Raw genomic sequence first — 12,495 nt, 5'->3', positions numbered from 1 at the left:
TTTTTCATAAAGATAATTACATTTCTTTTTGTAACAAAATTAAATTACATTCGTCTTCACTATAAACCAACAAACTAAGATGAACCAAAACGAGTTTATAAAGATAATAAACCCTTTTAAAGACAAGTTGTTTCGTTTAGCGAAACGGATGCTTGTGAGTACGGAGGAAGCAGAAGATGCTACTCAGGAAGTTTTAGTTCGGTTGTGGAATAAAAACAGTGCATTAGAACAATACAATAGTGTAGAAGCTTTGGCAATGACGATGACCAAAAATTATTGTTTGGACCAACTCAAAAGTAAAAGAGCTACGAATTTGCAAATTGTACATAACAATTATCAAGACAAACAAGCGAGTGTAGAAACGCAAATAGAGCATCAAAATACGTTACAATGGGCCGAAAAGTTAATGAATGATTTACCCGAACAACAACGTTTAATATTGCAACTAAGAGAAATTGAAGAATATGAATTTTCGGAAATAGCTCAAGTATTAGAAATGAATGAAACAGCGGTTCGCGTAGCTTTATCAAGAGCACGAAAAACCTTAAGAGAACAAATTGAAAAAACACATAATTATGGAACTCAAGTTAGTTGAACAATTATTGGAAAAATACTTTCAAGGAGCAACTACAATAGCAGAAGAAAAACAATTAAAGGCCTATTTTTCTTCCAACGATGTGGCGCCACATTTGGCAAAATATCAAGTGCTGTTTGGTTACTTTGAAACACAAAAAGAAACGCAATTCGAGCAAAAACTTCCATTACAACCTAGAAAACAAAATACTGTAAAATGGATAGGCATCGCAGCAAGTTTTGTTGTACTTTTTGGATTGGCAACCTTCTATTTTTATCCATCCGAACCTAAGCATGAAGATTTAGGAACGTATGATAATCCGGAAGAAGCCTTAGCTGCTACACATAAAGCTTTGTTAATGGTTTCAAAACAAGTTAACGTTGGCATGGAAAGTGTAGTATATTTAGAAGAATACGAAAAAACAAAAAAAACAATTTTTAAATAAAAGAAAAATGAAAAATTTAGTAGTAGTGATAGCGTTTTTGATGATTTCAACTTTTTCCTTTGCACAAGGATCTTTTGATAAATTTGAAGATAAAGATGAAGTCACATCAGTCATTGTAAACAAAAAAATGTTTGAAATGATGAGTAAAGTAAAAGTCGATGCTAAGGATAAAGAAATGCAAAAGTATATGGGCTTGTTAAAAAAGTTAGACAACTTAAAAGTATTTACTACGAGTAATACAAAAATTAGTGCTGACATGAAAGCAACTGTAAACACCTATTTAAAGTCAAATCCCTTAGAAGAATTGATGCGTGTGAATGGCGATGGTAAAAACGTAAAAATTTATGTAAAATCAGGAGCTAACGAAAACATAGTAAGAGAACTTTTAATGTTTGTTGAAGGTTCAAACGTTAAAGATGCCGGAACAGTGGTTTTATCATTAACAGGAAACTTCAGTTTAGATGAAATTTCAATGCTTACTGAAAAGATGAGTTTACCTGGAGGTGATGATTTGAAAAAAGCTTCAAAAAAATAAACATATGAAAAAGTTTCTATTATTTGTCTCAAGTGTTATTTTACTTTGGAGTTGTGAAGATAAACCTTCACTTCAAAAGTATTTTGTTCAAAACACAGAATCTTCAAAGTTTATTGCTGTTGATTTAGCTTCAAACATTATCAAAACAGATAAAGTTTCTCTTTCTGAAACAGAGAAAGCGGCTTTAGAATCGTTTGAAAAAATGAATATTTTGGCTTTCAGAACCGATTCAACAAATACTGCTGAATACGAAAAGGAAATAAAAGAAGTAAAAGCTATTTTGAAAGATGAAAGCTATCAGCAATTAATGAAAGCGGGTTCAGGAAACGATGGTGCTGCCATTTATTTCGTTGGTAATGATGACGAACATATTGAAGAGTTTGTAGTTTTAGCAGGCAAGAAAGAAAATGGTTTTGCTGTAATTAGGGTTTTAGGGAGCGACATGAATCCAACACATATTATGAATATGTTAAGTTTGCTTCAAAAATCGGATGTAGATATGGAACAATTAAAACCTTTACAAGTTTTAATGAAGCAGTAGATTCCTTAATTTGAAGCAATTATAAAAGCAAAAATGAGTCGCCTATATCAGGCTGACTCATTTTTTTTGAAGTATCTTTTTTAACAGTTTTTGTAATGTAGAGTTGAATTTGTTTTTCTAGTAGAAATAATTCGTTACACTCAGATCAATTGCTTAGATGATGGTTTTTTCAATATAATCGGAATTTAAAAGGTATAGCGCTCCCATATACTGAAGATTAAATGAAACTAAATCACCAATTTTATACTTCTTATCAGAATTAGTAATATCAATTACAGTCATGTCGGAACTAGAGTCTATTATAGTAATAGAATGATCTTTGGGTAATAAATATTGAGGTTGCATGTCTAATAAACCGAAATCTAGAATAGCGCGTAAAGAAGTTTGACTCAAATCAACATTTTTATCTATTTCATAGGTATTTCCTGCTACATTTTCACCTAGTTCACCAGTAGGACTATTGGGTTTTTCAGTTATTTCAATAATCTCAGCAAATAATTCAAAGACATCATGATGCATCCCTTCAATGGTTTCACCAGTAAACAAATCTTTTCCAAAAAATAAAGCTTCTCCTATCCTAAAATGATTTACAGCCATAGGTCTTGCATTTTTTAAAATTAAAGGAATAGCTACAGAGGTTCCTCCAGAGACCCAAGGAATTTTAACATTAAATTTAACTTCAATCAATTGTTTGTATAAACTCAACTGAATCAATTTATCTTGAGAAGGCATAACACCACTTAAACAGTTTAGATTGGTACCTATACCTCTAATCTCGATGTTTGGCAAACTAAAGACTTGCTCGTAAAAAGACATTAATTCTTCTCCTAAAACACCTTCACGTAAATCTCCCATTTCAATCATTATGATTATTTTGTGGATTTTATTTTGACGTTTTGCTTCTTGAGAGAGCATTTGAATGGTGTATATTTCGGTATTAAAACTGACATCTGCAAAAGCAACAATTTTTTTGATGTTTAGTTTTGAAGGGGGTTTTATGTAAACAGTTTGGATATTAGGGTTTAGTTTTTTTATTTTCTTCAAATTACTAATCCTAGAGTCATGCATTTCTGTGACGCCAAGATTCATAAGTTCTTTTATGTAAATGGTATTTCCGCAAAGTAGTTTGGTAACGACTCCCCAGTGAATGCCCCTTTCTTTAAAAAGCATGTCTAAAAAAGCATAATTTTCTTTTAATTTTTGTTGGTATAATTTTATAAAAGCCATACTATTTTATTAAGCGCATTTCCAAATATTTATTAGTAAACCCTAAATTTTCATATAATTTTTTTGCTGGATTATCAGGTTCTACGTGTAGCGCTATATCTCCTTCAACAGATGAAATTGCTTTTTGCATCAATAATTTTCCATATCCTTTCCCACGTAGTGAATTATCAACGGCTATGTAAACTAATATGTTTTCGGGTATGAAGCCACCCATTTGAGTGTTGTTAATTATTACAATTCCTACTATTCTTTCGTTATCTAACCCCACTATTATTAAACCCCCTTTTAATGGGTTCATAGCATAATCGATGCATTTTAATATGTCGTTTAATTTGTCACCATATTCTTCTAAGTGTTTAAATAAAAATTGAGCAATAATTGAGTGGGAGTAAATACTGTTTTCTCCTGTCTCAGGAGTGATAATTTTAAATTCCATTTGAATTTTAGATTTTAATGATGCTTACCGTTATGGATTTTCCAAGGTGGTTAAAAGATTCTTTTGTATAAAAAGAAGAAATAAATACAACTTCAGAATTGAAGTTTAGAATAGAATATGAATTCCATTTTATTTCAAGAAAATAACGTTACAAAGGTAATAAAAATAAAATGATTCTTTTTTTGATAAAAAAAGAAGAGCAATTATTTTGAGAAATTAATTTATTCTTCCCATATTTGCATCTGTATAAGCCATTTAAAATTATTTAAGCCATGTTAGTAAAAGTATTCGGAAGCGCCGTTTTTGGTGTTGAAGCCACAACCATTACTGTAGAAGTTAATATTGATAAAGGAGTTGGCTACCACTTGGTAGGGTTACCTGATTCCGCTATTAAAGAAAGTAGTTATCGTATAGCTGCAGCTCTTAAAAACAATAATTTCAATTTTCCTGGAAAAAAAATTACCGTAAATATGGCTCCAGCCGATTTGCGAAAAGAGGGTTCTGCTTATGATTTAACATTAGCAATAGGCATTTTAGCTGCTTCTTCTCAAATTAAATCAGAAGATATTCATAATTATGTAATTATGGGAGAATTGTCTTTAGATGGAAGTTTACAACCGATAAAAGGCGCATTATCAATAGCAATTAAAGCAAAAGAAGAAGGTTTTAAAGGTTTAATTTTACCTTTTCAAAATGTAAAAGAAGCAGCTATAGTTGACGGGCTTGATGTTTATGGAGTTGAAAACGTGTTGCAAGTTATTAATTTTTTTGAAGGAAAATTAGATTTGATTCCTACTAAAGTTGATACAACTGAAGAATTCAATAAAACTTTAGATTTTCCAGAATATGATTTTTCCGATGTCAAAGGGCAAGAAGGGATTAAACGATGTATGGAAATTGCTGCTGCTGGTGGGCATAATATTATTTTAATAGGTCCTCCAGGTTCTGGGAAAACGATGTTAGCGAAACGTTTGCCTAGTATTTTACCCCCGATGACAATGCGAGAAGCACTTGAAACAACGAAAATTCATTCTGTAGCAGGAAAAACTAAGGATGTAGGTTTGATGACCCAACGTCCTTTTAGAAGTCCGCATCATACGGCTTCATCAGTTTCATTAGTCGGTGGAGGGAGTTATCCACAACCTGGTGAAATCTCTTTGGCTCATAATGGCGTTTTATTTTTAGACGAATTACCCGAATTTAAGCGAGAAGTTCTTGAAGTTATGCGTCAACCTTTAGAGGACAGAGAAGTGACCATTTCACGAGCGAAATTTACAATTACTTATCCATCTTCGTTTATGTTGGTGGCGAGTATGAATCCGAGCCCTGGAGGTTATTTTAATGATCCGAATGCGCCTGTAAGTTCCTCTCCAATGGAAATGCAACGGTATTTGAGTAAAATTTCGGGACCTTTATTGGATAGAATTGATATTCATATTGAAGTAACACCAGTTCCTTTTGAAAAACTAACTGAAACTCGAAAAGCTGAAAGTAGCGTATCTATTAGAGAACGAGTAACCAAAGCTAGAGAAATACAATCACAGCGATTTGAAAACTATGAATATATTCATTACAATGCGCAAATGAGTAGTAAACTAATTCGTGAATTTTGTGCTTTAGATGAGGTTTCGTTGCAATTACTAAAAACCGCCATGGAACGATTAAATTTGTCCGCTAGAGCGTATGATAGAATTCTAAAAGTTTCAAGAACTATTGCCGATTTAGAGAATTCGGATAGTATTCAATCACATCATATTGCAGAAGCTATTCAGTATCGTAGTTTGGATAGGGAAGGGTGGTTAGGATAAAATAAAATTGAGAAAAATTATAACCATTATACTTAGCAGTTTCAATTGCTTTATATAATATCTAAATACAAAGAATTATAAAAGGAATTGATAAGATGATTTCAATGATATTCATAGTGTAACTTTAGTTGTAAATTAGTTTAACTTTAGTTGTAGTTTTGATGTACTATAATTACAAAAAGTAGTTGTTTTTTTGTATAAAAACAATTTTTCTTGTACGTTATAAACACTTTTTTATGTGTTTTTTAAAAACTTTTTATTGTATTCGTTTTTTTAATCAATTAATAATCAGTAAATTAGCGTTTTAAAATTTTCGATATCGTAAAATTTATTAACACGTTAGATATTTCGATATCAATTATATAAATTTACCAATGTAATTAATAAAAAAAAACACCCACAGTCGGATGGGTGTTAAGGTTCTAAAATCAACAGAAATTAATCTTTGACAAACTGATAAGTTTTAAGGAAGTATTTCATTACTTCTTTTTAACTAAGAACTTGTAGTTACCTTGTTCTTTGCAACGTTTCTTACCATTTTTGGTAACACATTTGCAAATCATCCAAGCGTAACCTTCTGGTGCATTCTGTTCGCTAATGAAACACATAATGAAGAAGTTTTTGTTTAAAATGATTAATAATTAATGTTTAAGTTGTTGGCGCAACTTAAACGTAACAGATTTCAAAGAACATCATTTATTTATCCGACTTGCTTAAATAAATGTAACCATCATCAAGGCTAAATGCTTACTAGGCATTTAGCCTTTTTATTATTTTACAAAGTTTGTTAATTCAAACGAGAAAAGAAAGTCAAACTTATTCACAATTGAAGCAAGTTTTTAACAAGAATTACAATTGTCAGTAAATTATCATAGGTTTTTAAACAACTGATATTCAGTATGTTAAAAGTGTAGTTTCTTTTCATAATTCTTACAAAAACCTATATAATACAGCACTTATGCCGATTTTAGTTCGATGGAAAAAAGAATTGAAAAGTTAAACCACTAACAACTATCAATAAACCACTACATCCAGCAACAAAATCAATCTTATAATTAGATTGTTGTTAGATTTCTTTTGTAAAGATATCAATTTATTTAAAGAAATTTTTGTCCGTACATTTTTCAAAAATTCTATTATTGTGCATTAATAGACTATAGTCATATTGCCCAAATGAGTAGCAAATTAATTTGTGAATTTTGTGCTCTAGATGAGGTTTCGTTGCAATTATTAAAAACGGCTATGGAACGATTGAATTTATCCGCCAGAGCGTATGATAGAATTCTAAAAGTTTCAAGAACTATTGCCGATTTAGAGAATTCTGAGTCCATTCAATCACATCATATTGCAGAAGCAATTCAATACAGAAGTTTGGATAGGGAAGGATGGTTAGGCTAGTTTGAAGTTTTAATTATTGAATTCTTCTGATTAATGCTAGAAGAATTCAATAATTTAAAAAGTATCTTGTTTGGAATCGATTTGAATCCATTTTTTGTTGCTATTTAGTTTAAAGGAACCAATATGTTCTTTATTCCAGAAATCTGGATGAATTAACGAAAGAAAATTTGAACCGTCTTTTGCCAAGTACAAATGATAAGTTTCACCAATTATTGGTTCAAATGAATATTTAGCATTGTATAAAATTTCATTCCATTCATATTCTTGCATTAATTTTTCATATTCAGCTTTTAGTTCATTAAACTTACTTTCAAATTCTTTGTTTACGTTTCGAATACCAATATTTTTCCAATCCACAACGTTATCCAATTTAATTGCTGGCGCACCAACACTAGTAGGATAAGCGAGTACATTTGCATTGTATCCATTTTCTTCAGAAAAAACTACATTATCAGGAATTTTGCTTTTCATTTTTATCTTTTAGAAATTTTATTGTTAGTTATGGCTCTTTGAAGTTTGCATTTGAATCTATCAATGCCTTCAACTCGTTTGGCTAAATGTTTCGTTTTGCAATTTTCAACTCTTTTTCTCCATAGTTTGTAGCTACTGAATTTGAGTTCTTTTTTCATTAGTACTTTCACATCAGCTTCACTTAAACCGAATTGAAATTTTATAGCATCAAAAGGGGTTCTGTCTTCCCAAGCCATTTCAATTATTCGGTCAATCTCAAGAGGTGTGAATTCTTTTTTGGACGAAACATTCATTTTGTTTAAACTTTAATTTAAATAACTAAACAAAATTACAAAAAAAATATTTTAAATAACGCTAGATTTGATTTATTTATGTTTTTTCCAATATTTTACACCATAGCTACAAAATATTTCTTGTTGGTATTTGATTTTCTTTGTAGCTACGATGCAAACATTATCATCATCGTCTAAAGTTATTTTGGAATTATTTTTAAGTTCTATTTTGGAGAAAGCTTCGGCATCATTAGCATATTTAGCAAAACAATCCACAGGCATAGAATCTAATATGGTTCCGTCTATCATATTAATAAAATAGCGGTCATTTCCTTCTAAAACTCTTTTTTGAGTTTCCTCTTCAGTTAAAATTTCTCCTTTAAAAAGTGCGATTATCTCATTTGGATAAATGTCAATTGCCGTAAATAACCCTTTTCCAGCATTTGGTATTTGAGAATCTTGAATATACAAATAATCAGATTCGGGTGCTTCAATTTTCAAAATGATTATAGTTCTTCGGCAAAAGTATCGCCTAATTGGATATCGCCAGTTTTAAAACCTTTCATAAACCATTTCATACGCTGTTCCGATGTCCCATGAGTAAAAGAATCAGGAACAACATGACCTTGCATTTTACTTTGAATAGCATCGTCACCTACAGCGTGAGCGGCACTCAACGCTTCTTCAATATCGCCTTCTTCCAAATATTTTTGGTTGTAATGCGCCCATAGGCCACCATAAAAGTCTGCTTGAAGTTCTAAACAAACCGATAATTTGTTTGCTTCTAAATCGCTTCTTGATTGTTGAAGTTTTCTGACTTTACCAGAAGTTCCTAATATAGTTTGTACATGATGTCCTACTTCATGTGCAATAACATAAGCAATAGCAAAATCGCCTCCTTTTGCACCAAATCTAGTACGCAGTTCTTCAAAAAAAGTCAAATCCATGTATACCTTTTGATCTCCAGGACAATAAAATGGACCTGAAGCCGAACTTGCACCACCACAGGCAGTTTCAACAGCGCCAGAGAATAATACCATCTTAGGTTGTTGATAGGTGCCTAAATTATTTTCGTTGAAAATTTTTATCCAAACATCTTCCGTGTCTGCAAAAACGGTAGCTACAAATTCTCCCATTTCCTTTTCTTCTGCAGTAAGTTCTCTTTGCTCTGTTGGAGTAGTAGATTGGCTTTGATTTATTTGTTCCAACATTGGTGTTATCATTTTGGCATTTTCACCGCCAAATATATTTAACAGTAAGATTATGATACCAATTATACCTCCACCAGCAATAACTTTACCACTGCCCGACATTCCTCTTCTGTCTTCAACGTTATCACTTTGACGTCTACCTTTCCATTTCATAAGTTATACCTTTAAAATTATTAAAATCCAAAACGAACTCCCAAATATAAATCGGCTTGTTTTCCACTATCAGCTAATGCTGTAAAGATACTATTTGACCCTATGAAAAAGCCTGAAAATCTAAATCCGATACCACTAGTGAATCCAGATATTTCGTTAGATGCCAATGGTGCAAATGCTTCAAACCATTTTGTTGTAAATCTAGGAATTAAGGTGTATGAATTTTGGCTGGTAACCCTGTCATTTTCGCTATCATCATTCACTTTCTGATTTATGCTTCCTGTAACAAACCACTTTTTCGTTATTCTAACATCTGCATAGGCGTTAATTACGGTAGGTAATTGTATGGAATAATCCGCTGTGCTTGAGGTTGACTGAAAATAAGCTGCATTTGCAGGGTCGTTTAATATTGCTTCTAATTGACTAAAACTCTCAACATCCTCAAATTGATTTAAGTCTAAACTTTCTAGATTATCAACATTCAAGACATAGTTTTTACTGAGATTGTTATCAGATTTAAAAGTCATTGCCCCAATGTTCTTAACAGAAAGACCCGCATTTAGGCGATAACTATTTGCGTCGTTCTCATCTTTCCATCTATAATTTAGGGCAATATCAGCAGCAAAGCCATTTACTCCTTGAGAAAAAAAATCGTTATAATTACCTTGATCATTAAAATTATCTGCTAAAACTCCTGCATAGGCAATGTTAATGTTTGCGGATGCGTCTACTAATGAAACATCACCAAAGGTATTTACGATTGTACCGCTTAAGTTATTTGCAGAGAAATTAGCATATGCTCCTGGGAACAACAATCTTAAATTAGTTCCAACGTTAATTTTGTGTTTGGGTAAATCTACTACATTTCTTGCGACAGTAAATCCGAGTTCACCCCATGTTGTAGCGTTTAATCTTTGATTTTCACTGGAAGAAACAACTGTTTGAGAAAATATATCACTTAGGCTGCCATTTTGAAGTGCATCTCCAAGTTTTGAATCAACGTTAATCACATTAGCTTTAATATTAGCCAAAGAAGTAATTCCAAACCCCCATTTTTTGTACTTCATTGCAAAAGAAGGGCCTAGTATTTGAGCATCCAATCTTAAATTAACAGCTTCATTACCTTCAAAAATTTTATCTTCAAGGTTGTTCCCATCAATTAAATCGTTGAATGATAGTTTATTGTTTGCCATTCCAAGAGAGAAGTTGAAAATATTTGCCTCAAATTTTGAGTTCATATTTAGCAATTCAGCGGCATTATTGTTGGCATTCAAAAGACCGCCTCTTTTAGAAGTAGAAATACCACTAAAGTGTTCCTGTGAAAAAATAGAATTGGCCATTAAACCAAAGACTAAAATAGAGGTAATGATTCTCATGTAATTTAAGTATACTTGTTAATAACAGTTTGTAATTCTGATAGTTTAAAAGGTTTAGAGATATAGTCATTCATGCCAGAATCGAAACATTTTTCTTTTTCTCCTACCATAATTCCAGCAGTGAGCGCGATAATAGGTAAATTTTTTAATTTATTGTTTTTTCTAATTTCAATCGTAGTTTCATAACCATTTTTTATGGGCATTTGGATGTCTAAAAGAATTAAATCTACTTTTGTTTTTTCTAATAATTCTAATGCCTCCTGACCATTTTCAACTTCAAATATAGTGCAATTTGGAGAAATAAACTTTATCATTTTTTTGCAGAGTAACATGTTTATTTTATTATCTTCTACAATTAGAATGTTTGATTTTTGATTATATTCATTTTTATGTTCAATTTTTGTTTGGGTATGTAGATCTAAATCTTGATTTTCCAATTTAAAAGACGGAAATATTTTAAATGTTACTTTGAAATTAAAATCGCTTCCCTCCCCATGTACACTATTTACTTCAATCTTACTGTTGCACTTTTCCAATATTCTGTTAGAAATAGATAAACCAAGACCTGTACCTCCAAATTTTTTATTGTTAGAGGCATCTTCTTGAACGAAAGATTGAAAAATTTTATTTAAGTTTTCTTTTTTTATTCCAATTCCAGTATCGATGACAGAAAAACGTAAAGTAGTAAATTTATTTTTAAAGTTTTTAATTTCTTCTATTTGAAGTACAACTTCACCAAAATTAGTGAACTTTACTGCATTTCCTATTAAGTTCACCAACACTTGTTTTAATTTTACGATATCGGCAAAGATAAATTCAGGTACTTTTTCCGATATAAGAAGGGTTAAATCGATTTTTTTATTGATAATGTGAGTTTTAAATAAATCAATTACTTGTTGCGATAATAGCCGAATGTTTACAGGCTCAGGAAATAATTCAAATTTTCCAGATTCAATTTTTGAAAAGTCTAAAATATCATTAATGATATCAAGTAATAAATTAGCTGAATGATTAACGTTATTCATGTAGATGGTTTGGTTTGCATCAAGTTTTGTTTTTAACAATAAATCTGAAAATCCAATTACACCATTTAAAGGGGTTCTGATTTCGTGACTCATGTTGGCTAAAAACTCTGATTTTGCTCGATTTGCAAGTTCAGCAAACTCTTTTGCTTTTATAGCTGCATCTATTTCTTTTTTTTCAGTGATGTCTTTTGCTATACCTCTTAATTTGATTACTTCTCGATCTTTATTTAAAATGGGTTCCCCAAAACCGAGTAACCATTTAGTTTTATTATCAGTTGTTACAAAGCGATGTTCAACCTCGTAAGATTTTTTTTCAAGGATAGATTTTTCAGCCAATTCAATTAATTTCTTTTTGTCTTCAACAGGTATTTTATTCATGTAAACGTCCGATAGGTCTTTTTTGATATTTTTGTTTATTTCAAAAATATTATAAAGTTCGTCAGACCAATAAAGTTCGTTTGTATTTAAGTCGAATTCCCAACTTCCGATTTTAGCCATTTTTTGGGATTCATTAAGTAATTTTTCACTTTGAGTTAATTTTTCTTGAGTTGTGATTATTTCAGTTACATCTCTTGCTATAGCAAAAATTATTTTTGTTTCTTTATTGACAGTTGAAATCCATTGAAGCCATATGTTACTCCCATCTTTTTTTTGATAACGATTTTTGAAATTAATGGTGTTAATGCCTTCTTTTAAGTTCCTCAGTTCAGACAACGTTTTATCAACATCGTCTGGATGAACATAGCGAATGAACTTCTCGGAAATAAGTTCAGTTTCAGAATAACCTAAAGTGTTTGTAAATGCATTGTTAATCTTCAGAAAATATCCGTCAAGATTGGCAATGCAAATTAAATCTGTTGTTTCATTGAAGAAATACTCAAAGTTTTGTTGTAGTGCATCTCTATTTTTATAATACGCTAATTCTACTTCAAGGGATTTGATTTTTTGTTGCGCATCGAAAAGTGAATTTGAAAAATCATTCATTGCACTGGTTTTGATTGCAATAAATTTAATAAAAATTAA

Annotated in this window: 14 protein-coding genes and 1 pseudogene; 6 read left to right on the top strand and 9 right to left on the bottom strand. The window is 31.1% G+C overall.

The window, feature by feature from the left end; genetic code table 11:
- Positions 1-79 precede the first annotated feature (79 nt).
- Genes BUE95_RS06640 through BUE95_RS06625 form a run of 4 tightly spaced genes read left to right on the top strand, consistent with a single transcriptional unit; the run spans position 80 to position 2,095 of the window.
- The gene (locus tag BUE95_RS06640; RefSeq protein WP_073582737.1) at positions 80-595 is read left to right on the top strand and encodes an RNA polymerase sigma factor; all 516 of its coding nucleotides are present in this window, start codon (positions 80-82) and stop codon (positions 593-595) included.
- Positions 576-1,019: a hypothetical protein gene (locus BUE95_RS06635; protein ID WP_073582735.1), complete on the top strand. Its 444-nt coding sequence runs from the start codon at positions 576-578 to the stop codon at positions 1,017-1,019. Before BUE95_RS06640 ends, BUE95_RS06635 begins: the two co-directional genes overlap by 20 nt.
- A gap of 7 nt (positions 1,020-1,026) precedes the next feature.
- Positions 1,027-1,554 carry a DUF4252 domain-containing protein gene (locus BUE95_RS06630; protein WP_073582733.1) on the top strand — a complete coding sequence of 176 codons (528 nt, stop codon included), beginning with the start codon at positions 1,027-1,029 and terminating at the stop codon, positions 1,552-1,554.
- Positions 1,555-1,558: 4 nt separating this feature from the next.
- Complete coding sequence (locus BUE95_RS06625) at positions 1,559-2,095, top strand: DUF4252 domain-containing protein (RefSeq protein ID WP_073582731.1); 537 nt, start codon at positions 1,559-1,561, stop codon at positions 2,093-2,095.
- Positions 2,096-2,248: 153 nt separating this feature from the next.
- Here the strand turns inward: BUE95_RS06625 and BUE95_RS06620 are convergent, their stop codons facing one another.
- Both BUE95_RS06620 and BUE95_RS06615 read right to left on the bottom strand, forming a co-directional pair.
- Positions 2,249-3,322, bottom strand: coding sequence for an alanine/ornithine racemase family PLP-dependent enzyme (locus BUE95_RS06620; RefSeq protein ID WP_073582729.1), 1,074 nt, complete (start codon positions 3,320-3,322; stop codon positions 2,249-2,251).
- A 1-nt stretch (position 3,323) separates the two neighbouring features.
- Complete coding sequence (locus tag BUE95_RS06615; protein WP_073582727.1) at positions 3,324-3,758, bottom strand: GNAT family N-acetyltransferase; 435 nt, start codon at positions 3,756-3,758, stop codon at positions 3,324-3,326.
- 272 nt (positions 3,759-4,030) lie between these two features.
- On the opposite strand from BUE95_RS06615, the gene BUE95_RS06610 reads away from it, so the two are divergent.
- The gene (locus BUE95_RS06610) at positions 4,031-5,566 is read left to right on the top strand and encodes a YifB family Mg chelatase-like AAA ATPase (RefSeq protein WP_073582725.1); all 1,536 of its coding nucleotides are present in this window, start codon (positions 4,031-4,033) and stop codon (positions 5,564-5,566) included.
- A 479-nt stretch (positions 5,567-6,045) separates the two neighbouring features.
- Here BUE95_RS06610 and BUE95_RS13870 read toward each other — a convergent pair whose 3' ends face one another.
- Complete coding sequence (locus BUE95_RS13870; RefSeq protein ID WP_262494365.1) at positions 6,046-6,174, bottom strand: hypothetical protein; 129 nt, start codon at positions 6,172-6,174, stop codon at positions 6,046-6,048.
- A 559-nt stretch (positions 6,175-6,733) separates the two neighbouring features.
- Between BUE95_RS13870 and BUE95_RS06605 the strand changes: the two are divergent.
- Positions 6,734-6,964 (top strand): annotated as a pseudogene (locus BUE95_RS06605) (magnesium chelatase subunit ChlI family protein); the annotation flags it as partial.
- Positions 6,965-7,018: 54 nt separating this feature from the next.
- Here the strand turns inward: BUE95_RS06605 and BUE95_RS06600 are convergent.
- From BUE95_RS06600 to BUE95_RS06575, 6 genes are all read right to left on the bottom strand, one after another.
- Positions 7,019-7,435 (bottom strand): DUF2452 domain-containing protein, encoded by a 417-nt coding sequence (locus tag BUE95_RS06600; RefSeq protein WP_084530240.1) that lies wholly within the window; start codon positions 7,433-7,435, stop codon positions 7,019-7,021.
- Positions 7,436-7,437: 2 nt separating this feature from the next.
- Positions 7,438-7,728, bottom strand: coding sequence for a TIGR03643 family protein (locus BUE95_RS06595; protein WP_073582719.1), 291 nt, complete (start codon positions 7,726-7,728; stop codon positions 7,438-7,440).
- A 72-nt stretch (positions 7,729-7,800) separates the two neighbouring features.
- Positions 7,801-8,208: an SET domain-containing protein-lysine N-methyltransferase gene (locus BUE95_RS06590; protein ID WP_234977633.1), complete on the bottom strand. Its 408-nt coding sequence runs from the start codon at positions 8,206-8,208 to the stop codon at positions 7,801-7,803.
- 5 nt (positions 8,209-8,213) lie between these two features.
- Positions 8,214-9,071 carry a KPN_02809 family neutral zinc metallopeptidase gene (gene ypfJ, locus BUE95_RS06585; RefSeq protein WP_073582717.1) on the bottom strand — a complete coding sequence of 286 codons (858 nt, stop codon included), beginning with the start codon at positions 9,069-9,071 and terminating at the stop codon, positions 8,214-8,216.
- A gap of 20 nt (positions 9,072-9,091) precedes the next feature.
- A complete protein-coding gene (locus BUE95_RS06580) occupies positions 9,092-10,447 on the bottom strand; it encodes a hypothetical protein (protein ID WP_073582715.1) in 1,356 nt (451 codons plus the stop codon).
- Between the two features lie 5 nt (positions 10,448-10,452).
- Positions 10,453-12,456, bottom strand: a complete 2,004-nt coding sequence (locus BUE95_RS06575) for a response regulator (RefSeq protein WP_073582713.1) — start codon at positions 12,454-12,456, stop codon at positions 10,453-10,455.
- Between the last annotated feature and the right edge of the window lie 39 nt (positions 12,457-12,495).

This window comes from Flavobacterium cucumis (assembly GCF_900148835.1).
Classification (GTDB): Bacteria; Bacteroidota; Bacteroidia; order Flavobacteriales; family Flavobacteriaceae; genus Flavobacterium; species Flavobacterium cucumis.
Note: the sequence above shows the minus strand (reverse complement) of the source record. Positions and strands in the feature narration are given on the sequence as shown.